The sequence below is a fragment of the Oceanobacillus caeni genome (genome assembly GCF_019037185.1).
GTDB lineage: Bacteria > Bacillota > Bacilli > Bacillales > Amphibacillaceae > Oceanobacillus > Oceanobacillus caeni.
The window spans coordinates 1-22,825 of the sequence record NZ_JAHHXM010000025.1 but is presented as its reverse complement, the minus strand read 5'-3'; the positions used below and the strand labels follow the sequence as shown (position 1 = coordinate 22,825).

Annotated in this window: 23 protein-coding genes; 19 read left to right on the top strand and 4 right to left on the bottom strand. The window is 34.5% G+C overall.

What is annotated here, in order from left to right; all coding sequences use genetic code 11:
• The first annotated feature begins 13 nt into the window (after positions 1 to 13).
• Positions 14 to 1,144: a putative lipid II flippase FtsW gene (gene ftsW / locus KM885_RS12835; protein WP_047186398.1), complete on the top strand. Its 1,131-nt coding sequence runs from the start codon at positions 14 to 16 to the stop codon at positions 1,142 to 1,144.
• Positions 1,145 to 1,158: 14 nt separating this feature from the next.
• The gene (pyc, locus tag KM885_RS12830) at positions 1,159 to 4,593 is read left to right on the top strand and encodes a pyruvate carboxylase (RefSeq protein ID WP_216884104.1); all 3,435 of its coding nucleotides are present in this window, start codon (positions 1,159 to 1,161) and stop codon (positions 4,591 to 4,593) included.
• 201 nt (positions 4,594 to 4,794) lie between these two features.
• Here the strand turns inward: pyc and KM885_RS12825 are convergent, their stop codons facing one another.
• A complete protein-coding gene (locus KM885_RS12825) occupies positions 4,795 to 5,763 on the bottom strand; it encodes a COX15/CtaA family protein (protein ID WP_047186420.1) in 969 nt (322 codons plus the stop codon).
• A gap of 428 nt (positions 5,764 to 6,191) precedes the next feature.
• Between KM885_RS12825 and cyoE the strand changes: the two genes are divergently transcribed.
• From cyoE to KM885_RS12790, 7 genes are all read left to right on the top strand, one after another.
• Positions 6,192 to 7,133 (top strand): heme o synthase, encoded by a 942-nt coding sequence (gene cyoE, locus KM885_RS12820; protein ID WP_060668685.1) that lies wholly within the window; start codon positions 6,192 to 6,194, stop codon positions 7,131 to 7,133.
• Positions 7,134 to 7,200: 67 nt separating this feature from the next.
• Positions 7,201 to 8,262, top strand: coding sequence for a cytochrome c oxidase subunit II (gene coxB / locus KM885_RS12815; protein ID WP_060668686.1), 1,062 nt, complete (start codon positions 7,201 to 7,203; stop codon positions 8,260 to 8,262).
• Positions 8,263 to 8,303: 41 nt separating this feature from the next.
• Entirely contained in the window at positions 8,304 to 10,160 is a 1,857-nt protein-coding gene (gene ctaD / locus KM885_RS12810) for a cytochrome c oxidase subunit I (RefSeq protein ID WP_204797821.1), read from the top strand.
• Between the two features lies 1 nt (position 10,161).
• Entirely contained in the window at positions 10,162 to 10,779 is a 618-nt protein-coding gene (locus KM885_RS12805; protein WP_060668688.1) for a cytochrome (ubi)quinol oxidase subunit III, read from the top strand.
• 3 nt (positions 10,780 to 10,782) lie between these two features.
• The gene (gene ctaF, locus KM885_RS12800; RefSeq protein WP_047186392.1) at positions 10,783 to 11,100 is read left to right on the top strand and encodes a cytochrome c oxidase subunit IVB; all 318 of its coding nucleotides are present in this window, start codon (positions 10,783 to 10,785) and stop codon (positions 11,098 to 11,100) included.
• 178 nt (positions 11,101 to 11,278) lie between these two features.
• Positions 11,279 to 12,190, top strand: a complete 912-nt coding sequence (ctaG, locus tag KM885_RS12795) for a cytochrome c oxidase assembly factor CtaG (protein WP_047186391.1) — start codon at positions 11,279 to 11,281, stop codon at positions 12,188 to 12,190.
• A 34-nt stretch (positions 12,191 to 12,224) separates the two neighbouring features.
• Positions 12,225 to 12,680: a DUF420 domain-containing protein gene (locus KM885_RS12790; protein ID WP_047186390.1), complete on the top strand. Its 456-nt coding sequence runs from the start codon at positions 12,225 to 12,227 to the stop codon at positions 12,678 to 12,680.
• Positions 12,681 to 12,781: 101 nt separating this feature from the next.
• On the opposite strand, the gene KM885_RS12785 is transcribed toward KM885_RS12790, so the two are convergent.
• Positions 12,782 to 13,150, bottom strand: coding sequence for a YugN family protein (locus KM885_RS12785; protein WP_047186389.1), 369 nt, complete (start codon positions 13,148 to 13,150; stop codon positions 12,782 to 12,784).
• 319 nt (positions 13,151 to 13,469) lie between these two features.
• On the opposite strand from KM885_RS12785, the gene KM885_RS12780 reads away from it, so the two are divergent.
• The 7 genes from KM885_RS12780 to coaD all read left to right on the top strand — a co-directional run bounded on the left by KM885_RS12780 (position 13,470) and on the right by coaD (position 17,715).
• Entirely contained in the window at positions 13,470 to 14,519 is a 1,050-nt protein-coding gene (locus tag KM885_RS12780; RefSeq protein WP_216884103.1) for a CAP domain-containing protein, read from the top strand.
• A 78-nt stretch (positions 14,520 to 14,597) separates the two neighbouring features.
• Positions 14,598 to 15,014 (top strand): spore coat protein YlbD, encoded by a 417-nt coding sequence (ylbD, locus tag KM885_RS12775; RefSeq protein WP_060669220.1) that lies wholly within the window; start codon positions 14,598 to 14,600, stop codon positions 15,012 to 15,014.
• A gap of 14 nt (positions 15,015 to 15,028) precedes the next feature.
• The gene (locus KM885_RS12770) at positions 15,029 to 15,262 is read left to right on the top strand and encodes a YlbE-like family protein (protein WP_047186386.1); all 234 of its coding nucleotides are present in this window, start codon (positions 15,029 to 15,031) and stop codon (positions 15,260 to 15,262) included.
• 72 nt (positions 15,263 to 15,334) lie between these two features.
• On the top strand, positions 15,335 to 15,766 hold the full coding sequence (locus KM885_RS12765) for a YlbF/YmcA family competence regulator (protein WP_047186385.1): 432 nt from the start codon (positions 15,335 to 15,337) through the stop codon (positions 15,764 to 15,766).
• Positions 15,767 to 16,010: 244 nt separating this feature from the next.
• Positions 16,011 to 16,286, top strand: coding sequence for a YlbG family protein (locus tag KM885_RS12760; RefSeq protein ID WP_047186419.1), 276 nt, complete (start codon positions 16,011 to 16,013; stop codon positions 16,284 to 16,286).
• 354 nt (positions 16,287 to 16,640) lie between these two features.
• Complete coding sequence (gene rsmD, locus KM885_RS12755) at positions 16,641 to 17,204, top strand: 16S rRNA (guanine(966)-N(2))-methyltransferase RsmD (protein ID WP_338113680.1); 564 nt, start codon at positions 16,641 to 16,643, stop codon at positions 17,202 to 17,204.
• A 25-nt stretch (positions 17,205 to 17,229) separates the two neighbouring features.
• Positions 17,230 to 17,715, top strand: coding sequence for a pantetheine-phosphate adenylyltransferase (gene coaD / locus KM885_RS12750; RefSeq protein ID WP_204797819.1), 486 nt, complete (start codon positions 17,230 to 17,232; stop codon positions 17,713 to 17,715).
• Between the two features lie 17 nt (positions 17,716 to 17,732).
• On the opposite strand, the gene ylbJ is transcribed toward coaD, so the two are convergent.
• A complete protein-coding gene (gene ylbJ, locus KM885_RS12745; protein ID WP_204797818.1) occupies positions 17,733 to 18,947 on the bottom strand; it encodes a sporulation integral membrane protein YlbJ in 1,215 nt (404 codons plus the stop codon).
• 594 nt (positions 18,948 to 19,541) lie between these two features.
• Here ylbJ and KM885_RS12740 point away from each other — a divergent pair.
• A complete protein-coding gene (locus KM885_RS12740; RefSeq protein ID WP_216884102.1) occupies positions 19,542 to 20,558 on the top strand; it encodes a SepM family pheromone-processing serine protease in 1,017 nt (338 codons plus the stop codon).
• A gap of 27 nt (positions 20,559 to 20,585) precedes the next feature.
• Here KM885_RS12740 and KM885_RS12735 read toward each other — a convergent pair whose 3' ends face one another.
• Entirely contained in the window at positions 20,586 to 21,800 is a 1,215-nt protein-coding gene (locus KM885_RS12735; RefSeq protein ID WP_216884101.1) for a nucleotidyltransferase, read from the bottom strand.
• A gap of 204 nt (positions 21,801 to 22,004) precedes the next feature.
• Here KM885_RS12735 and KM885_RS12730 point away from each other — a divergent pair, with 204 nt between their 5' ends.
• Complete coding sequence (locus tag KM885_RS12730; RefSeq protein WP_047186379.1) at positions 22,005 to 22,532, top strand: YceD family protein; 528 nt, start codon at positions 22,005 to 22,007, stop codon at positions 22,530 to 22,532.
• A 30-nt stretch (positions 22,533 to 22,562) separates the two neighbouring features.
• The gene (rpmF, locus tag KM885_RS12725) at positions 22,563 to 22,736 is read left to right on the top strand and encodes a 50S ribosomal protein L32 (RefSeq protein WP_047186378.1); all 174 of its coding nucleotides are present in this window, start codon (positions 22,563 to 22,565) and stop codon (positions 22,734 to 22,736) included.
• Positions 22,737 to 22,825: the final 89 nt, after the last annotated feature.

Below are 22,825 nucleotides of genomic sequence, written 5' to 3'. Positions count from 1 at the left end.
AGGGAGTAGTAAGATGATAAAAAGAATAAAAGATTATGATTACACACTAATCATTGCCCCATTAGTATTAGCAGCATTCGGACTTGTCATGATATATAGCGCTAGTATGGTTACAGCGGTTGTAGAAGGTTATAAGAGTAATCACTATTTGATTAGACAAGCCATTTGGTTTGCTTTTGGATTATTGGGATTTGTATTTACCTCGATTTTTCCATATAAAAAATATCAGAAATTAATGAAATTGATTATTATTTTAGTAATTATTCTTCTACTAGGATTATTCCTTTTTGGAAGTACAGTAAATAATGCTAAATCATGGTATAACTTTGGACCAGCCAGTTTCCAACCTGCAGAATTTGCAAAATTAGCTTTAATTATGTATCTAGCATCAGTATATTCTAAGAAACAATCTTACATTAATGAGTTTTACAGAGGAGTATTACCACCATTAGTAATGACTGGTATTATTTTAGGCTTAATCGTTCTACAACCTGATATTGGAACAGCTGCTATCATTTTCTTAATAGCATGTTCCGTCATTTTTAGTTCAGGAATAAGGGTGAAACATTTGTCCATTTTGATAGCCATCGGAGTTGGATTAATCTTATTAACCATTCCGTTTATGGTATCAGAGGAACGCTTATCTAGATTCACAGGAGCTTATCAGCCATTTCAAACTCCTGATACCGATGGATACCACTTAATTCAGTCTTATATAGCAATTGGAACAGGTGGGTTAACAGGAACTGGTTTAGGTCAGAGTGTTCAAAAATTAGGGTATTTGATGGAAGCCCATACGGACTTTATCATGGCGATAGTAGCAGAAGAGTTAGGGCTTATAGGTGTTATTATCGTAATCGGTTTATTAGCTATCATTGTTTTGCGAGGTATATTTATAGCTAGAAAATGTAGTGATAGCTTTGGATCGTTACTTGCAATTGGAATATCTTCCATGGTAGGTATTCAAGCTTTTATTAATTTAGGTGCAATTAGTGGCCTTTTACCTATAACAGGTGTTCCTTTACCATTTGTAAGTTATGGCGGATCTTCTCTGTTAGTGATGTTAATTTCGATGGGTATATTAAACAACATTGCGATGTCTGTTAACAGGGATGGTTACCAAACAACTATTAAACATAAATAAACAGGAGGTATATTATGGGAGAAATCAAAAGAATTAATAAAGTATTAGTTGCAAACCGTGGAGAAATAGCAATTCGTGTATTTCGTGCTTGTACAGAATTAAATATTCGCACAGTGGCCATTTACTCAAAAGAAGATACTGGATCTTACCATCGATTTAAGGCTGACGAAGCGTATTTAATCGGAGAAGGTAAAAAACCAATTGATGCTTATTTAGATATTGAGGGAATTATTGCTTTGGCCAAAAAAGTGGATGTAGATGCAATTCATCCTGGGTATGGTTTCTTATCGGAAAACATACAATTTGCTAAGAGATGTGAAGAGGAAGGGCTAATCTTTATTGGACCAAATAGTGAACATTTAAGCATGTTTGGGGATAAAGTTAAAGCAAGGGAACAAGCTGTAAACGCAGGGCTCCCAGTCATTCCTGGTAGTGATGGTCCCGTTCAAACATTGGATGAAGTAGTTGAATTTGGAGAAAATCATGGGTATCCAATTATCATCAAAGCTTCACTTGGTGGTGGCGGACGTGGAATGCGTATTGTTCGGAATGAGAAAAGTGTCAAAGAAGCTTATGAACGCGCTAAATCAGAGGCGAAAGCGGCATTTGGTAATGATGAAATTTACGTAGAAAAATTAATTGAAAATCCAAAGCATATAGAAGTTCAAATTATTGGAGATCAACATGGAAATATTGTTCACCTATATGAAAGGGATTGTTCAGTACAACGTCGCCATCAAAAAGTAGTAGAAGTAGCTCCAAGTTTATCCTTATCAGAAGAATTACGTCATGAAATTTGCGATGCTGCAGTGCGATTAATGAAAAATGTAAATTACATTAATGCTGGAACCGTTGAATTTCTTGTAACGAACAATGAATTTTATTTTATAGAGGTTAATCCTCGCGTTCAAGTAGAACATACAATTACGGAAATGATTACTGGTATTGATATCGTACAAACTCAAGTAAGAATTGCTCAAGGCTACGAGATTAACAGTAAAACGGTTGGTATTCCACCACAAGATGAGATCCGAACTAATGGTTATGCAATTCAATCACGTATCACTACAGAAGATCCGTTAAATAATTTTATGCCTGACACTGGAAAAATTATGGCGTATCGATCTGGTGGGGGATTTGGTGTAAGACTGGATGCCGGTAATGCTTATCAAGGTGCAGTTATTTCCCCTTATTATGATTCTTTACTTGTGAAAGTTTCTACACACGCATTGACTTTTGAGCAAGCTGCCCATAAAATGGTTCGAAATTTAAAAGAATTCCGAATCCGTGGTATTAAAACAAATATTCATTTCCTTGAAAATGTAATTATGCATGAAAATTTCTTGTCTGGTGAATATGACACGACGTTTATTGATCATACACCTGAATTATTTGTTTTCCCTAAAAGAAAAGACCGTGGAACGAAAATGCTTTCGTATATTGCACATACAACAGTAAATGGTGTAGGTGGAAGAGAAAAACCAAACTATCCAGCGTTGAAAATTCCAAAAGTAAAAAATGCAAACGAGGAATTTTTTGGAACGAAACAAATATTAGATGAGCAGGGTCCAGAAGGTCTGGCGAAATGGTTGAAAGATCAAAAAGAAGTGTTGCTAACAGACACTACATTTCGTGATGCTCATCAATCGCTTTTAGCAACAAGAATTAGAACAAAAGACATGTTGGATATTGCTGAACCAACCGCTAAATTATTGCCTAATTTGTTCTCAGTAGAAATGTGGGGAGGGGCAACATTCGATGTGGCTTACCGTTTCTTAAAAGAAGATCCATGGCATAGATTATTAAAACTGCGCGAGAAAATGCCGAATGTTCTATTCCAAATGTTATTAAGAGCAAGTAATGCAGTGGGATACAAAAACTACCCAGATAATGTGATCAGCGAATTCATTCAAAAGAGCTCTAGTGCGGGAATAGATGTATTCCGTATTTTTGATAGTTTAAACTGGATAGAAGGTATGCGTTTAGCCATCGAATCCGTTAGGGAAAATAATAAAATTGCTGAAGCTACTTTATGTTATACAGGTGACATATTGGATAAAGGTAGAACAAAATATGATTTAGATTATTATAAAAATATGGCTAAAGAACTTGAAGCTTCTGGAGCACATATTCTAGGTATTAAAGATATGGCGGGATTATTAAAACCTGAGGCAGCGTATCAATTAATATCTACATTAAAAGAATCAACGGATTTACCTATTCATCTTCATACACATGATACAAGCGGCAACGGTATCTATACTTATGCACGTGCCATTCAAGCGGGAGTTGATGTTGTAGACGTAGCAGTTGGTTCAATGGCTGGGCATACTTCTCAACCAAGTGCACAAACCCTATATCATGCACTTGAAGGTACAGACCGTCAGCCAAAAATTAATGTAGAAAACTATGAAAAACTATCAACTTATTGGGAAGGTGTTCGTGGATATTATTCAGACCTTGAAAATGGTATGAAGGCTCCGCACACTGAAGTTTATTTCCACGAAATGCCTGGCGGTCAATATAGTAACCTACAGCAACAAGCAATAGCTGTTGGTTTAGGAGAACGTTGGGATGAAGTAAAAGCAATGTACCGTAATGTGAATGATATGTTTGGTGACATAGTGAAAGTTACACCGTCCTCAAAAGTGATAGGAGATATGGCTTTATTTATGGTACAAAATAATTTAACGGAAGATGATATTTTTGAACGTGGAGAGTCAATTGATTTTCCTGATTCCGTTATTGAATTTATACAAGGAATGATTGGTCAACCATATCAAGGTTTCCCTAAAGAATTACAAAGAATTATTCTTAAAGGCAAGGAACCAATTACAGTAAGGCCTGGTGAATTATTAGACCCAGTTGACTTTGTAGAAATAAGAAATACTTTATTTAAAACTTTAAACAGACAAGTAACCAGTTTCGATGTGATTTCTTATGCCCTCTATCCTAAAGTATTCATGGATTATCAAAAGTTCTATGAAGAATATGGTGATATGTCCGTGTTAGACACTCCAACTTTCTTTTTTGGAATGAACTTAGGAGAAGAAATAGAAGTAGAAATTGAAAAAGGAAAAACCCTTTTTGTTCGGTTAATTTCTATTTCTCAACCGGAACCAGATGGGACTCGTACTGTATACTTTGAGTTAAACGGTCAACCAAGACAAATTAATATCAAAGACGAAAATGTACAATCTTCTGTCGCAACAAGAGCTAAAGTAGATAAAGGAAATGAAAAACAAATTGGTGCGACAATGCCAGGTACGGTTTTAGAGGTTAGCTGTTCAAAAGGAGATCATGTTGACAAAGGTGATAACTTACTGACAACAGAAGCGATGAAAATGGAAACAACAATTCAAGCGCCATTTAGAGGAGTTATTAAGGAAATTCATGTTGGAAAAGGGGATAGCATAGCTGTCGACGATCTTCTAATAGAATTTGAATAAAAGTATGTGTTCAACATCCTAAAGGTAGAAAAGGAAGCTTCCAAATGGAACGCTTCCTTTTCTACTTATTTTATTCCACCTAAAAGGGCAGCAAGACTCCCACCTCATGCTTCAGGGTAAATAAAGAAGGTAGGTGGGAGGATAGCTGTGAGCCAAACCATCAGTGGGGGATGAAGGAAACCCCACTGATGGTTGTCTTCTTTATAAAGTTTTAATTGCAGATTGTTGATATTTATTGTTTTCTTTTTTTAACCTTACTTTCTCTGCTTTGGCGCTTCTGCTAGAAAGTAATAGAAAATAACTTAACATACCAAAATAACAAGATATAACAAGTGCATGCATTAAAGCAACTGCAAGGTTTAGTAGAGTAAAAATAATCATAGCGCCAAAAAAGACTTGTAAAGTAATTAAAGAAATGGTGATAATCGAACCCCAGTACATGACGTGATTTGATCTATAACGTTTTATCAATTTGATAAATAGAGCAATGGTCCATATAAATAAGATTCCTGCCATGAAACGATGACCCATTTGTATCCATTGCTGGAAATTGTAATCCGTATAGGAAAAGGGCGCATTGTTATTACAGAATGGCCAGCTACTACATACTAAATTTGAACTTGTATGTCGTACTAACGCTCCTGAATAAACAACTATGAGGGAATAAGCTGTAAGTAAGTAAATTTCAATGCGATTTTTTTTCTGTATAGCTAACGTTTTTGTATCCCATTTCTTATCGATTTCAAAAATTAGTAACATTAGTAGAAATACTGCTGCAAAAGATATTAGTGAAATACCAAAATGAGCCGCTAAAACAAAATCAGACTGCCCCCACATCACTGCCGCTGCTCCAATTAGAGCTTGTAATAGGAGAACGAAAACAGAAGTAATGGAGAGAAACTTCACTTCACGAATAGTTCCGAATTGTTTCCAAGCAAGAATTGCCAATGCAACAACTATAATTCCTACTCCTCCTGAAACTAATCTGTGACTTAATTCAATAATCATCTCGAAATGGGACTCAGAAGGTATTAGTTGTCCTTCACATAAAGGCCAACTGTCTCCACAACCATCTTCAGATCCCGTTTTTGTTACAAGTGCTCCACCTAGTAATACTAGCAGCATACCAATCGTCGCTAGTACAGATAACCATTTCAAAAGTTTCATCATAATATATGTATGCCTCACTTTGTGATGTATAGTATAAATACAATCCTCCTAATATTAATATTATCATCATAAATAATCCAATAAAAGCTCTTACATCATTAATATAACACGACAAAATCCTATTTTCACTATGTAAAATGTAAAAAACCTTGCAATATTGTCTAGAGTTTGCTAGAAATAGATTAGGGAATAATTGCTAATACAGTATATAAGTAGTAAGGATACATAGTTTCATTGAATATTCACAATGTTTTGCTAAAGTTCGAATTTTTGTCACACTTTCAAGGCGTACACCGTGCTAAGATAGTAGTCAGTATGGGTTTATGGATTATCTTATCTTTTCGTGATATTATTTCATTAGTCGTCCTTTTTAATGGATTCCGAGAATTTACAACATTGACATTGTGATAAAGGGGGTATAGGGGTGTATGAATAAAGCGGGTGCGCCGTACAGAGAAATAATACAAGATTCAACAGTATCTACAAGACAAAAATTCAAGACATTAATTACAGAAATAAAAGCCTTAATTAAGGTTGGAATCATTAATTCCAATTTAATTACTACTTTTACTGGAATATGGTTAGCAATTTATTTTACTGATTCTTCCCTTAAGTACCATTGGGATGTTATAGCTTTGACCCTACTGGGAAGCGCTTTAGTTATAGCGGGCGGTTGTATCGTTAATAATTGGTTCGATGTAGATATTGATCCAAAAATGGAACGAACTAAAAATCGTCCTACGGTAACTGGATTCTTTTCGCTTAAATCCGTACTAATAATAGGACTTGTAACCACAACTATTGGTTTACTTCTATTATCTTTTACAACGATAGAGGCGACCCTTTTTGCTTTCTTTGGTTGGATTGTGTATGTCATCTTTTATACAATGTGGTCTAAAAGAAAAACAACGTTAAATACGATTGTTGGTAGTTTTTCTGGAGCTATGCCCCCACTTATTGGATGGGCTGCTATAAGTCCAGAATTCCACATTATTCCTTTAGTATTATTTTTAATTATGTTTATTTGGCAGACACCACATTTCCTATCTTTAGCGATGAAGAAGACGGAAGACTATAAAGAAGCTGGAGTACCAATGTTACCTGTCGTTTATGGATTTGAAATAACTAAGCGACAAATTGTGATATATACTCTTTGCTTATTACCATTACCTTTTTTTATGACATCACTAGGTATGGTATTCGTAGTAATTTCCACGCTATTAAATATTGGGTGGATAATCATAGGTTTTAAAGGATTTTTTGTCAAAGATGATTTAAAGTGGGCGAATATGATGTTTATATATTCTTTAAACTATTTAACAATTGTTTTTTTACTAATGATTATCGTAACTTTACCAATTTTTAATTAGCTCTACCTTGTTGTTTAAAAAATTTTATAAATGTATCAGACATAAGGAGAAAGAGAGGTATGAATACATGAGTCATTGGATGGGAAAATTGAAAACTTTACTAATGTTAAGTTTTACAGCAATTGTTTTATCAGCATGTGGTAAAGAAAACTTAACAGCTCTAGATCCAAAAGGATATGGAGCAGAAAAATCAATGGATATCATGATTCTTTCTATCGTTATCATGACTGCGGTATTTATAATTGTAGCAATTATTTTTACGATAGCTGTAGTTAGATTCCGCGAAAAGAAAGGGAGAGAAGATTATATCCCTAAACAAGTAGAGGGAAATCACACTTTAGAGATTGTCTGGACTGCAATACCGATTGTTTTAGTATTTGTATTAGCTATTCCAACAATTATCACTATTTTTGATTTAGCCGATACTGCAGAAGCTGAGAGTTCTATAAAGGTTGAAGTTACAGGTAATCAATACTGGTGGCATTTTGATTACAAAGGTGAAGAAATTCAAACAAGTCAGGACTTATATGTTCCAGTTGGGAAAAAAGTATACCTAGATATTCAATCATCTGATGTTATCCATTCATTCTGGGTACCAACTATTTCTGGGAAAATGGATGCTAACCCTGAGAACGTAAACACAATGTTTATAGAAGCATATGAAGAAGGGGTATATTGGGGTAAATGTGCGGAGCTTTGTGGCCCATCACACTCATTGATGGACTTTAAAGTTGTTGCAGTTAGCCAAGATGAATTTGATCAATGGGTTGAAGATATGAAGAATGTGAATCCAGAAGAAAAGCCACAAGATGCGGTTGCATCCGAAGGACAGGATTTATTTGAAGCTAATAATTGTATGGCTTGTCATGCAATCGGTTCTTCACCAGTAGCAGTTGGTCCGAATTTAACTAACTACGCAAACCGTACTGCAGTTGCAGGTATTTTAGAACCTACAAAAGAAAACTTAGTAGACTGGATTATGGATCCTGAGTCAATTAAACCAGGAAATAAAATGACTGGTAATTACCCTGAAGTTTCAAGAGATGAAGCTGAAAAAATTGCTGAATACTTAATGCAATTAGACCATTCAGATGTGAATCCTGAAAGTGCAGGCGGAATTATTGACTAAAGTTATTTGGGATGAAAGACATACAAAGGGAGGTTAATGTTTTGAGTATAGCATCTACTCAGAAAAAGGGCTTCGGTGCTATTTTATGGGACTATTTAACAACTGTTGACCATAAAAAAATCGGTAATATGTATCTAGCGGCGGGTGCATTCTTTTTCCTGCTTGGAGGTATTGAAGCTCTAATTATACGGATTCAACTAATTAAACCAGAAAATGATTTTATTAGTGCAGGTTTATACAATGAAATGATTACAATGCATGGTACAACAATGATTTTCTTTGCGGCCATGCCTATGTTATTAGGTTTTATGAATGGTGTTATGCCACTTCAAATTGGGGCGCGAGATGTTGCGTTTCCATTCTTGAATTCACTAGGTTTTTGGTTATTCTTACTTGGTGGTATTTTAATGAACCTAAGTTGGTTCTTCGGTGGTGCACCTGATGCTGGTTGGACTGGATATGCTCCATTGTCTACTTCCTCACCAGGTCACGGTTTAGACTATTATGTTATGGGTCTACAATTATCTGGCGCCGGTACATTAATGGGGGGAATTAATTTCCTTGTTACTATTGTTACTATGCGTGGACCGGGAATGACATACATGCGGATGCCGCTATTTACTTGGACTACTTTTGTAGCTAGTATTCTTATTCTATTTGCGTTCCCAGCATTAACTGTAGGTTTATTTTTACTTCAGTTTGACCGCATGTTTGGATCAGCATTCTTTGATGTCGCACTTGGTGGTAACTCTGTTATTTGGCAACACTTATTCTGGATTTTTGGGCACCCAGAAGTTTATATTTTGATTCTACCGGCTTTCGGTATCTTTAGTGAAATCATTCCGACATTCTCTAAGAAACGTTTATTTGGGTATTCATCAATGGTATTTGCAACATTCTTAATCGCGTTTCTAGGATTTATGGTTTGGGCTCACCACATGTTTACAGTAGGTCTTGGTCCCGTAGCAAACTCTATTTTTGCGGTAGGTACAATGGCTATTGCAGTACCCACTGGTATTAAGATTTTTAACTGGCTTGCAACCATGTGGGGTGGAAGTATTAAAATTAATTCAGCAATGTTATGGGCATTAGGATTTATTCCGTCATTTACTATTGGTGGGATGACTGGGGTAATGCTAGGTGCTTCGACTGCTGACTTCCAATACCATGATACCTATTTCGTTATTGCCCATTTCCACTATGTTATCGTAGGTGGGGTAGTATTCGGTATTTTAGCAGGTTTACATTATTGGTGGCCAAAATTTTTCGGTAAAGTGCTTAATGAAACTATGGGTAAGATTGCATTTTGGTTATTCTTTATTGGTTTCCATTTAACTTTCTTTATTCAACATTTCCTAGGATTAATGGGTATGCCTCGTCGTTATTGGGTGTTCCTAGAAAACCAAGGATTGGATACAGGAAACCTTATCAGTACAATTGGTGCATTCTTTATGGCTGCTGGTTCAATAGTATTTATTATTAATATTATTTACACAACAGCTAAAGGAGAAAAAGCTGCTAATGACCCATGGGGTACAGGTCGTACATTAGAGTGGGCTATTTCATCTCCAGCACCAGAATATAATTTTAAACAATTACCATTAGTTCGTGGTTTAGATCCTTACTGGATTGAAAAAATGGATGGAAATACGAAAATGACTCCAGCTGAACCTCTTGATGACATTCACATGCCTAATGGTTCTATTTTGCCGGTAGTCATTTCAATCGGATTCTTTATAGCTTCCTTTGGATTTATCTATCAAGTCGATAATAAATCTTGGCTAATTGTTCTATTTGCAGGTATGGTAATTGCAATAGGCTCTATGCTAATAAGATCTTTGAAAGATGATCACGGTCATCATATTCATAAAGAAGATCTAGAAAAGGAGGCAGATTAAGATGAGTCACGATCATTCCTTGAGTCCAGAAATTCATGATCCAGCTAAGGCTACTCATGAGGGGAAACATAAGTATCTTGGATTATGGTTTTTCCTTGGTGGTGAAACAGTTCTTTTTGCTAGTTTCTTTGCAACCTATTTGGCGTTAAGAAACTCAACTGCTGGTGGACCTTCTTCCCAAGAACTATTTGGTTTAGAACTTGTATTTGTTATGACTATTCTCTTGTTAACAAGTTCTTTAACTAGTGTATATGCTATATATCATATGAAAAACCATGATTTCAAAAAGATGCAATTATGGTTTGGAATTACTGCATTACTTGGTCTAGGATTCTTAGGTTTTGAAATTTATGAGTTTACACACTATATTACTGATTATAGTTTTACATTCCGCTCTTCAGCATTCGGATCAGCGTTCTATACATTAGTTGGGTTCCACGGTGGCCACGTAGTATTTGGTCTTAGCTGGTTAACAGCACTAATGGTTCGAAATGCAAAAAGAGGGTTAAGTCTTTACAACGCACCAAAATACAACACATTCGCTATCTATTGGCATTTTATTGATGTTGTTTGGGTATTTATCTTTACAGTTGTATACTTGATGGGGATGGTGAGTTAATTTATGACAGGTGCAAATATCAATAAAATTAATTCCTTCAAAAAGCAAAAGCAAAAAGAAGAAATGAAACATCAAGTAATAACTTTCGCGTTAATGATTATCTTTACTTTAGTTGCTTTTATTGCAGTCGGAGCAGGAATGAATAAGACATATGTAATACCACTTATTTTGATCTTAGCTCTAGTACAAGTTGGATTCCAATTTTATTATTTCATGCATATGAAAGATAAAGGTCATGAAGTAATTTCTTCCTTGATTTATGGTGGTATTTGGATTGCGGCTGTAACAGTTCTTACCTTTACTACAATTATTTGGTGGTAAAAACCTATATAAAAAGATCGGGATAGTGTTCCCGATCTTTTTATTATCTTTAAATAACTTTTAAGTTAAATTCAAATCATTTTTAATGTTATTTGTTTGTATTTCTTCACAAATTTAATAGGTTTATATGAAATGGATACTGTATAATGAAGATAAAACCCTTATGGAGTGAATGCTTATGTGGTTAGAACTGCAGATATTTGGTTTCAGAGCGCTATGGAGTCCCTATTTAATGTTATTTCTTATCAGCCTTGCCTTAATCTATTATTTCGTTACTGGACCATATCATGAGAGATTTGGGGGGGATACTAAACCTACAACAAGTCAGCAATTTTCTTTTTATTTAGGTTTAGTATTGATATATATTACAAAAGGCTCGCCCATCGATTTATTATCGCATATCATGTTATTAACACATATGATACAAATGGCTGTATTCATCATATTTGTTCCTATTTTGATTATTAAAGGTTTACCAACATGGATTTGGAAAAAAGTTTATGAAGCGAATATAATTGGTAATATAATTCGATTCTTAACAAGACCTATTATCTCTATGTTATTTTTTAATGGTCTCTTTAGTATCTATCATATTCCAATTGTATTTAATTTTTCTAAATCAACACCAGTTGCCCATACACTGATTCATTTAATTCTATTTTTTGCAGCGTTTATCATGTGGTTACCATTATTAAACCCTGTTAAAAAATATGACCATTTAAAACCATTACTTAAAATAGGGTATATCTTTGCGAATAGTGTATTAATCACTCCTGCTTGTGCGTTAATTATTTTTGCGTCATCCCCATTATATGCAGCATATTCGAGTGAAGGCGCTTGGTTAACAGCATTAAGCTTATGTGTTCCGACAGATGTGTTAAATGGTATTTCTTCCTCATTATCTGGACCAGAGATGTTTTCACCATTAAGCACTATGATTGATCAACAATTTGGTGGAATTATTATGAAAGTTATTCAGGAAATTGTATATGGTTCTGTTTTAGTTAGTATACTCTTAAATTGGTTTAAATCTGAAGGAACTAAAATTGATCCATTACCAAGTAACAACTCTAGTATAGAAACACATTAAGCAAATATATTCTATGAGAGGAGATTAGAGAAATATGCCTTTTTTACCAACGATAAGTACGTTTTTTATTGTATTAAGTGCGATTTTTATGGCTTTTGGTTGGAACTTTATCGCTAAAGGGAAAGAGAAAGCACATAAAAAGACGATGATTGCAGCTTCAATTAGTGCGTTATTATTTTTTATTATTTATATGTCTCGAACGATTTTTTTGGGAAATACCTCATTCGGAGGGCCTAAAGATTTAGAAATATATTATACCATCTTTTTAATTTTCCATATTATATTAGCGACTACTGGAGCTGTATTTGGGATTATTACTTTGACACTTGCTTTTAAGCGAAATATCACGAAACATAGAAAGATTGGACCATATACTGCTATTATTTGGTTCGCAACGGCTATTACAGGAGTAATGGTTTATCTATTTCTATATGTTTTTTGGGGTGTTGGAGAAACTACAAATCTGTTTAGAGCAATTTGGGGATTTTAGAGCAGGCTCTGGAGCTGGTAGATGATTTAAAAAGCTAAATTATATATTTTCTTACTTACATAGAAAAAGGTGAGAACTTGTTTAAGTTCTCACCTTTTCTATTAATCCTTTTTGTAAGGTACTAAATCCGAAGCTACTTTAGTAAGCAATGTGTTTGCACGCTCTACAATGTCAGAGGGGAAGTTTTCTTCTTCTCCATATTCGATACCATGTGGGTAATAATGTTTACCTAATAGTGGAGTAAGCAATTTAATTACAGCGTTTCCACTATCGACATCTCCTTCTAGTGCATAACCTTGAATACGAATATAGTATGTAATATTCTTTTCTTTTGAACCAATTTTGTAATCATACGTTACACGTTCATAATCCCATTGACCAGCGCGAATAAAGGCATTTTTACCTGTAAGATGATCTAAAGGTTTTAAATCTACAACCATATCATCAATACCAGTATTTTCAATTCTCATTTTATTCACCTCCATATAGTCCTCATTAACTTATAATAGTACGAAAACGCTTAAGATGCAATTGATAATATTTTTAATAATGGAATATTGATATAAAGAAGACTTCCATCAGTGGTTTTGCTTCATCCCCCACTTAAAGGTTAGTCGCACTTTAAGGGCAGTTGGTACCCATCTACCTCCTTTGTTTCCCTAGAAGCTTGAGGTGAGATAAATACAAGAGGATTATAGTAAAAATGATAGAGAAAAAGAATGAATCAGCTCCAATGAACATAGAATGAATTATAAATTCTCATTTGATAAGAGAAGAGGGGGACGTCCAGTGCGGGTTTTCAAAGGAATACTTATCATTACTATTTTAGCATTTATCATGATTTTTTTTATGAACTCCTATGAAACTTCCTGTCAAACAATTGAAAAAGTAAGTGATCATTCTAGTAAAATGATAAAACTTCAATCAAAGTCAAATACAGATAGTGATTTTAATAAAAGTATGCTTGGCTGGATAGGACTCTCAAAAAGTGAATTATTAAATGAGTTTGGAGAGCCTGAACGCAAAGATCCAAGTGCCTATGGTTATGATTGGTGGGTCTATCAAAATGGTTATTCAGAGTATCTTCAATTTGGAATATTAAATGAAAAAATTATTTCGGTTTATATAATAGGTGATCAAATGGAATATGATTCTATATCTATTGGGGAAGCGTATGAAGAGTTGTCTGATAAATACGGCTTTTCAAATGAAGTGGAATACAGCGACTCAAAATCTTCCTATATATTTCGTTTGACAAAAGAGGATGTAGAAACAAGCCCATTAGTAAAACTATCAGATGATACGTTTATGCAATTATATTTTGATACATTTACTAAAAAGTTGTCATCTATAAGGATTTTGAAAGCGGATGTGTTATTAATGCATCAACCATACGAAATTGTTTATCGTGGAAGTCTACCTGAAGCCCCTAAATTAAATGACCAAGAATGGGAAAAGGTTGAAAATGGAATGGAAAAACAAGTATTTGATATAACAAATGTGATGAGAGTAAGGCAAGGTAGTAAACCATTAAAATGGGAAAATACAGTTAGAAAAGTAGCATATGATCATAGCAAAGATATGGCGGAAAATAATTATTTCTCACATTTTGGATTAGATGGTGAAGGGTTAAAGGAAAGATTAGCAGAAAAAGAGGTATTTTATTTATCTGCAGCTGAAAATATTGCGGCACAATATACAGATGCTCCGGCAGCAATGGAAGGTTGGCTGAACAGTGAAGGACATCGTGAAGCATTGTTAAGTGAAGACTATACGCATATTGGGGTTGGGGTATATCGTTTATATTATACACAGAATTTCCTAGCGCAAGCTTTATAGTTAGTTTTTACTTTCGCACAGTTAAGGGAACAAAGCATAATTTATATAGTATAAAAGACTATGCGGAGGTGTGAAATTATGGAGAAGGAAGAACCAAAATTGCATCCATCTGTCGCTTCATTTAAAAACTTTATTAATGATAAACCTTTACTACTCAAAGAGATAAGAAAAAGCGGCAGGTCATGGCAAGAATATTATGAAAAGTGGGTTTTACTAGGAGAAGAAGACCCCTTCTGGCAAAAGTATGAAGAAGAACAGGATACAGATAATAGTTCAAAAAGTAAGGATTCAAAAGATAAATCGAAGTCGAAAAACCTTGAATTAATGAACCAAATAATGAAGCTAACTGAGAATATTGACATGAATAAAATACAAGGGCAGGTAGAGAATTTAAGTAAAACAATTGGAGCAGTCCAGGAATTAGTGGACCAATTTCAACAAACGAAAAAACAACCACCGCAAAAATCCCGGCCTTTTAACTGGTTTCAAGATTAAGGAGGGCTAATAATATGGATCCAACTCTTTATCAATATCTCTCTAATAGGGATGATTTACTTCATTTTAGAAGGCATAATCCAATTTGGTACCGTTATTTAATGAGGGATCCCAATTGCTTAGATGAAATGGAAAAAGAAGCAAAAAAGTTTTACGGAAAAACGTTTCCTCAACGCATTGAAAAAATCGGAAATAATGTTCAAATGATCAATATGCTTGCACAATTTGCTGGCTTAATGAAGGATTAAAGGTCGGTAGAAAGTTTCGAATATGTTTTCAGACGGATAAATAAATGATAAAATAATTCTGGAGGTGTTTGGATGATAGCAACTTTGGAATATGTAGAGATTCTAGATCATTCCGAAAAAATCGGAAAGATGGTACTAGATTCTGAAGTGATGGAGGATTATAAGAAATCACGAGTTGCTCTTGATGAAGACCAAGAAGCGCAAGCGCTAATTAAGGCTTTTAACGATATGAAAATCCATTACGACGATATTCAACGGTTTGGAAGATACCATCCAGATTATAATGAAATAATGAAAAAAGTTAGATCCACAAAACGTAAAATGGATATGAACGATAAAGTTGCCAAGTTCAAAATTGCCGAACGCAACCTACAAAAATTACTAGATGAAATAAGTCAATTTGTTGCGCAAAGTGTTAGTGTACAAATCAAAGCACCACAAGATGGCGCTGCATTAACAGACAGTGGTTGTGGGCATGGTGGAGCATGTGGGTGTAGCTTATAAATTATATAGAATTAGCCTTCAGTTATACTGAAGGTTCGTTATTTATCTCACGTAAACGGGCAAGTAAGACTCCCACCACAAGCCTTCTGAGGAACAAAGAAGGTAGTTGGGAGTCAACTGTGCTCGTAAAGGTCGATAAGTGCAGACTAACCATCAGTGGGGATGAAGGAAATTCCCGCTGATGGAAGTCTTCTTTATTATTTTTTTATACATAATCATAATATTATTTAGTGAGGATCAGAACATGAGGATTAATCGACAAGGTTTAATTGTTTGGTTTCAGCATATGAAAAATTTAAAACAAATTAAAAGACACGGTAATTTAATTTACGCTTCAAAAAAATTAAAATATGCGGTTATTTATGTTGATCAAGCAGATATCGAATATGTTGAAACAAAATTATCAAAACTACCCTTTATATCAAAGGTAGAAAGATCTTATAAGCCATTTGTTCGAACCGATTATGAAAATGCTAAACCTGATAAAGCAAAACAATACGATTACAAGATGGGAATATAGTTTAATAAAAGAGGCTGGGCGTAACAGCTTAAAGTGGTCTTTTTGAAGAAAAGATTAAAAAGCTATATTTCTGCTAAAAAATAAACCTGCAGAAACTCTATGTTCTGCAGGTTCCCTTTGTTTTTCAATGAAAAACAAATAGGCAAAGGGAGAGGAGAAACCGGAGGAAGAACTTATGGGGAAGTTTAAGTCTTCTCCGTGTTTGAAACAACCAATTATTAGTTGTATCAGTATGTATTATGTACATATGAGTTTTATATTATACATGATAAATATAATTTGTTAATTGTTTTCAGGGTGCTATTTTTATGGTAGGATTAAAACGAATAGTTACTAGGTTGTTCTAATAGAGGTGTGTACAACATGAGAGTTGTTGCTGGGAATTATAAAGGAAGGCAGTTAAAAGCTGTTCCAGGTAAATCTACAAGACCAACTACAGACAAGGTAAAAGAAGCTGTTTTTCAAATACTAGGACCCTTTTTTGATGGGGGAAGTGTGTTAGATTTATTTGCGGGAAGTGGATCATTAGGGATAGAGGCTTTAAGTAGAGGGATGACAAAAGGAATTTTTGTAGACAAGCATCCTAAAGCAATACATACAATAAAAGAAAATATTAAGTTATTAAAGTTAGATGATATGGTAGAAATTTACCGTACAGATGCATTTAGAGCGTTGAAAGCAGCGGCAAAAAGAGAATTGGTATTTGATTTAGTCTTATTAGATCCTCCCTATGGAAAAATGGATTATGTGAAATTAATAAATCAGCTATTGGAATACAATTTAATAAATGATAATGGTATTATTTATTGTGAACATGAATGGAATGAAGATTTTTCAGATATAGATTCTTCTTTAGAGATGATAAAACAAGATAATTTTGGTGGAACAATTGGAATAACTATCTATAAAAAAAGATGAAGTAAAAATAATAGGGGGTTATATGATGGGGAAGTTAGCAATTTGTCCGGGGAGTTTTGATCCGATTACTAATGGTCATTTGGACATTATTGAAAGAGCTTCGGGGATTTTTGACCAAGTAATTGTTGCAGTATTTAATAATGAAGCAAAGTCACCGTTGTTTTCAGTGCAAGAGAGAATGGATTTGATAAAAGAATCAACCAGTTATCTACCTAATATTTCTGTCGATTCTTCTAGTCATCTCTTAATGGATTATGCGAAAGAAAAAAATGCAGATGTTGTAATTAGAGGGTTACGAGCGGTAAGTGATTTTGAATATGAAATGCAAATTACATCAATGAATAGAAAGTTAAATCCAGAGGTGGAAACTTTATTTGTGATGACAAATAATCAATACTCCTTCTTAAGTTCCAGTATGGTTAAGGAAATCGCAAAATACCATGGGGATATTTCGGGTTTGATACCTGAAGTTGTACAATCGGCACTAAGAGAAAAATTCAAAAAGGTATGAAAGGATGTTGTGTTCATTTACGCAACATCCTTTTTTGCGCTCCTTTTGAATATGATTAATACTGCAATACCTAAGAATACCAATGTAATAAAGGGACCGGTGTCTTGTATTGTATTATAAACCGTAACCCATACATTATCCGATGCGGCCCCTGATACAGGCATATCTTTCATCTCTACAACTTGTCTATCAAGATAAAGTGGTTTATACAGAATGATAGCAAGTAGACTAGCGATAGTACCGTGGAGAATACGAGCGAAAAAATATGGTGAGAAACTAATATCTGTTTTTGCTAAAATACTAGCTACTTGCGCTTGTATGGAAAATCCGTTAAATCCTAGAATAAAACTGATTAAAATAGCTTGTTGAAATATAGAATCCGTTGTTATTTTAGAAATCATATCAGCACCGATAGTTATTTCAAATAAACCAGATAGAAGGGGTAATCCATAGTCTACCGGTAAAGCAACAATACTTAGTAAACTACCTAAAATACTCGCAATGACGGATGAAACTCCAACAAGAAAAAGAATCTTAATAAGGACAGAGAATAATACGATAAAACCACCGACCATAACTAAGGTTTTAATGGAATTTAAAACCGCGTCCCCTAAGATTTCTCCGAATGGACGCTTGTCCCTTACCCTTGTTCTATGCATTTCTTTAAACGCCTTTTTAAGCGATACGGCTTGTTTCTTATCTCTTGTGTGATGTTTATCATTTCTTTTGTAAAAACGCATGATAAATCCAACTATGGCATTACCGAAATAGTGACAAGTTGCTAATAATATACCTAACTTTGGATCGTGAAAAAAACCAACAGAGAGAGCACCAAAAATAAATAATGGGCTTGAGTTATTCGTAAATGACACAAGTCGTTCTGCTTCCACTTTACTAATTTGGTTTTCTTCTCTTAAGCGTGCTGCTATTTTAGCACCTGTTGGATAACCACTTGCCATTCCCATCATCCAACCAAAACTTCCTACTCCTGGAATGTTGAATAGAGGGCGCATAATGGGTTCAAATAATACACCGACAAATTTTACAACACCGAATGAAATAAGTAATTCTGCAGCAATAAAAAATGGCAAAAGAGAAGGAAAAACCACTTCCCACCACAGATTTAGACCACGGATGCTAGCTTCTAAAGCGGGGTCGGGAAATCTGATTAATGAAAAGGTTATAAAAACTGTTATTCCAGAAAATAATAAAGTTTTAAAGATTGATTTCAAGTATAATCCCCCTAGTTACTTTCCCTTTTGTTGACGGATGGGAAAGTATAAAACTTACTTCCTTAGACGGGAAAGATTTTTATACTTTCCTACCTTCTAAAAAAATGCATAAGCGCAACTTCCACTTTTCTGTACATAAGGATTGGACAGTAGTAGAATAATTCTAAATGAAAATCTTAAAGAGGTTGTTCAAAAAGTCCGTTGAAAAGGACACTTCGTTACTAAGGAGCTTCGACTAAGTTCCGTCACGCCCTTGAAAAAGAAAAGCACTTTTTCCGCGTGGAGTCACAGGACAGGACATTGCGATTTTAGTCGAACTGGGTCCTTTTCATCCTTCTCTTTGAACACGCTCTTAAAGTTTTGAGGTATTGAATTTTAATTTTGTACAAGTCTATACCAATATACGCACATACCTGCCATATTTATGCCATACACTTTTATAAAGAGATTAATTAGGAGATAAAAAAATATAATCTTTTATGGTTAGCATAAGTACAACTAAGGTACTTTTAAGTCTAATCGTGAGTGCCAGGTTTACTGAATAAAAGCAGGTATATATACTTGTGATACGAATGGAAGGGGACAGCCGTTAGAATGAATTTTTCTAGAAAAAATGTTATTAGTTTCATCCTCGTTATTTTAATAGCTTATTTTTTAGCTTCTTATAAACTGCCTTATTATATTCAAAGGCCAGGTGGGGCGGATGCCTTAAACCCAATCGTTAAAGTCGAGGATGGTTATGAAAGTGAAGGGGACATGCATCTGGTTACTGTTAGTGGTCTTCAGGCTACTCCTATTCAATATGTACTTGCTAAAATAATGCCAAATACTGAAATTCTTCCATTAGATCAGGTCTTTCCAGAAGGGATTTCACAAAAAGAATATATGGAAGCCCAGTTACAAGTGATGGAGAGTTCGCAAGAAGCGGCTACAGTAGTTGCTTATACTGCATCTGGAAGTGATATTACGATAGAATACAATGGAGTATATGTTGTTTCTGTTGTAGAAGGAATGCCGGCGGATGGGGTTCTGCAAATGGGAGATCGTATTATCGGAATAGATAATAAGCCAGTTAAGGAGGCAAACGATTTAATTCATTATGTAGAGCAAAGAAAAGAGAATGATGTAGTATCTATAAAATTTGTTCGAGATGATAAAACATTGACGAAAGACATAACCTTAAAGAGTTTTGATCATTTGGATGATAAAGTAGGGGTAGGAATTAGTTTGGTTACAGACCGAAACGTAACAATAGACCCCGAAGTGCATTTTGCTAGTGGAAACATCGGTGGCCCTAGTGCAGGATTAATGTTTTCTTTGGAAATTTACGACCAACTTACGGAAAAAGATTTAACAAAAGGATATCAGATTGCTGGAACCGGAGAAATTGACTATGATGGAAATGTCCATCGAATAGGTGGAATTGATAAGAAAATTGTAGCAGCGGATAGAGAAGGGATTGACATCTTCTTTGCTCCAAATGAACATGGAGCAAAAGATTCTAATTATGAAATTGCGAAGAAAAAAGCAGAAGAAATTGGAACAGATATGAAGATTATTCCAGTTGACGCATTCGACGACGCTTTATCTTATCTAGAGAAATTAAAATAAAAAGTAGGCTAACTTTTTGCAGTTAGCCTACTTTTTTAAAATAATTGGTGCAGTAATTTCTTGGTGAAATAAACGATTTCTCGGATTCGTTTGTAAAACACTATAATAAGCCCTCGTAGCCCTCTCCTCCATCATGAGCATAGGATCTGTATTTTTTTTAAATCCGAAAATAATGGGTATAGAGATTTCTTTTCTTTTCTCATTTAAATAAGCTTGTCCATTCTTTGTTAATCCAAGAATGCGGATATAAGGAGGAGTGTTATTTAACGACTTTTGAACTTCCTTTTTTGTTGTATTTGTCAAAATGTGCGTAAAAATCCGTTGAATTCGAGTCCAAGTATAGCGTTTAGTTTTAATTAACTCAATCCAATGATGTATTGAGGTTGCCTTAGTAGCTGTTTTCATAATGCGGTGCTCTATTCCTTCGTTGACACCATGGATCTCTCTCAATTCTTCCGATGACATCGTTAGGACACGGTATAGAAGAAGTTGAAAGTAATCTTCCCAAGTATGCCATAAACCAGAACTTTCTTTATATTGGAGAAGCTGTTCAATGGTTGCTTCAGGCATTGTATTTTTCACAGATAAATCGATTTGATTGTTTTCCGTAAGGTTCTTGCGTATACTAGTAGCACTGGCAATTTTATCAGTAATTATTTGATCGTGAAATTCATTTTTTGTTCGTTGAATGGTGAATGGTTCGATAGCAAGTTTCTGATCCATAATTGTTTTTACATAACTGAATCCTAAAATATTATTTGGCTTCGCTAAATCCAACTCTTTTGTTGTTAAACCGATACGCTGATAAGCCAATTTACTAGCTTCAGGAAATGCTAGCCCTGCACTTAGGCCTAATTTTAATTCCTGCTTAAATATCGGTTCTTTTTCTTTATAGTTTTCATAGGCTTCTATAAAATAAGATATATTACCAGATTCACTTCCAAAACAAATATTAGAAACTCCTATCTCATTTAGTAACTGAACCGCACCATTAGCAAAAATATCACTATTTTGTACAGCGTAGGCATAAGGAAGTTCGATGACAATATCAATACCAGTACGAAGAGCCGCTCTTGTTCGGTGAAATTTATCAATAATTGCGGGTTCCCCACGCTGGAGAAAAGAACCACTCATAACTGTAATCATACAGTCAGATTTTGTAACCTTTTTTGCTTGATCCATGTGATAGACATGACCGTTATGAAAGGGGTTGTATTCGACAATTAAACCGCATGCTTTCATTAATCCCACTCCCGAATAGTTTGATAAACATTGTAACAAAAAAAAATCATTAACGCATCCTTACTCTAATATTCTTTGCTTCTAAAAAAGTGAAGTGATTACATCATTATAAATAGGGAATAATATAATCGGTGTAAAGAAAAACATATTGACAAAATCCTTTTTTTCTTTTAAAATTACTCTTGTTGCCTTGAGGTGAAAAAAATGAAATTTACTTTAGGTGAAATTAGAAAACACGCGAATCAAAAACCTTTCACATTTGATGATCATGTGGATGTTTCCGAACTTAAAACAATGAATAATGATATACGAAATATTGATTCTGTTCATGTTTATGGAGAATGTGTAAGAAGTGGTGGTGAACAATTCATTTTTACCTTTACGATTGAGGGAGAAATGATTTTACCAGATGCTCGTACACTAGTTGATGTTACCTATCCTTTTAATATAAAGGCAACGGAAATATTTACAACAGCTTCATATATCAGTGCAGAAGACGAGGATTTGGAAATCCATCCAATTACGGGAGAGTTGATTAATTTGACTCCGTACATAAAGGAGAACATCTTGTTAGAAACGCCGTATAGGGTTTTTTCTGATCAAGAAGTAGATGATTCTTCTTTAAGTGGAGAAGGATGGGATTTTCTCTCGGAAGATGATGAGAAAAGTAAGGTTGATCCACGTTTTCAAAAATTGCAATCATTACTTGATAAAAAAACGAAAGAAAATTAATTTCTTTTTCCGTTAAAGGAGGTGTAAGTCATGGCAGTACCTAAAAGAAGAACTTCTAAAAAGGTGAAGAATCAACGTCGTACTCATAAAAAATTACACGTACCTGGTATGGTAGAATGCTCAAATTGTGGTGAATTAACAAAACCTCATCATGTTTGCAAGTCTTGTGGACATTATGATGGAAAAGATGTTGTTAATGGCTAATCGTTAAAAAACGGCTCTACGTCAAGTGACGTTGGTACTGTATTTTAGTCGACTTTTAATATGTATTTGATTATCACACTCTAGGGAAG

Excerpts from the sequence above, each read along its gene's own strand:
- ftsW (WP_047186398.1), top strand. The coding sequence starts at position 14 with ATGATAAAAAGAATAAAAGATTATGATTACACACTAATCATTGCCCCA.
- pyc (WP_216884104.1), top strand. The coding sequence starts at position 1,159 with ATGGGAGAAATCAAAAGAATTAATAAAGTATTAGTTGCAAACCGTGGA.
- KM885_RS12825 (WP_047186420.1), bottom strand. The coding sequence starts at position 5,763 with ATGATGAAACTTTTGAAATGGTTATCTGTACTAGCGACGATTGGTATG.
- cyoE (WP_060668685.1), top strand. The coding sequence starts at position 6,192 with ATGAATAAAGCGGGTGCGCCGTACAGAGAAATAATACAAGATTCAACA.
- coxB (WP_060668686.1), top strand. The coding sequence starts at position 7,201 with ATGAGTCATTGGATGGGAAAATTGAAAACTTTACTAATGTTAAGTTTT.
- KM885_RS12805 (WP_060668688.1), top strand. The coding sequence starts at position 10,162 with ATGAGTCACGATCATTCCTTGAGTCCAGAAATTCATGATCCAGCTAAG.
- ctaF (WP_047186392.1), top strand. The coding sequence starts at position 10,783 with ATGACAGGTGCAAATATCAATAAAATTAATTCCTTCAAAAAGCAAAAG.
- ctaG (WP_047186391.1), top strand. The coding sequence starts at position 11,279 with ATGTGGTTAGAACTGCAGATATTTGGTTTCAGAGCGCTATGGAGTCCC.
- KM885_RS12790 (WP_047186390.1), top strand. The coding sequence starts at position 12,225 with ATGCCTTTTTTACCAACGATAAGTACGTTTTTTATTGTATTAAGTGCG.
- KM885_RS12785 (WP_047186389.1), bottom strand. The coding sequence starts at position 13,150 with ATGAGAATTGAAAATACTGGTATTGATGATATGGTTGTAGATTTAAAA.
- ylbD (WP_060669220.1), top strand. The coding sequence starts at position 14,598 with ATGGAGAAGGAAGAACCAAAATTGCATCCATCTGTCGCTTCATTTAAA.
- KM885_RS12770 (WP_047186386.1), top strand. The coding sequence starts at position 15,029 with ATGGATCCAACTCTTTATCAATATCTCTCTAATAGGGATGATTTACTT.
- KM885_RS12765 (WP_047186385.1), top strand. The coding sequence starts at position 15,335 with ATGATAGCAACTTTGGAATATGTAGAGATTCTAGATCATTCCGAAAAA.
- KM885_RS12760 (WP_047186419.1), top strand. The coding sequence starts at position 16,011 with ATGAGGATTAATCGACAAGGTTTAATTGTTTGGTTTCAGCATATGAAA.
- coaD (WP_204797819.1), top strand. The coding sequence starts at position 17,230 with ATGGGGAAGTTAGCAATTTGTCCGGGGAGTTTTGATCCGATTACTAAT.
- KM885_RS12740 (WP_216884102.1), top strand. The coding sequence starts at position 19,542 with ATGAATTTTTCTAGAAAAAATGTTATTAGTTTCATCCTCGTTATTTTA.
- KM885_RS12735 (WP_216884101.1), bottom strand. The coding sequence starts at position 21,800 with ATGAAAGCATGCGGTTTAATTGTCGAATACAACCCCTTTCATAACGGT.
- KM885_RS12730 (WP_047186379.1), top strand. The coding sequence starts at position 22,005 with ATGAAATTTACTTTAGGTGAAATTAGAAAACACGCGAATCAAAAACCT.
- rpmF (WP_047186378.1), top strand. The coding sequence starts at position 22,563 with ATGGCAGTACCTAAAAGAAGAACTTCTAAAAAGGTGAAGAATCAACGT.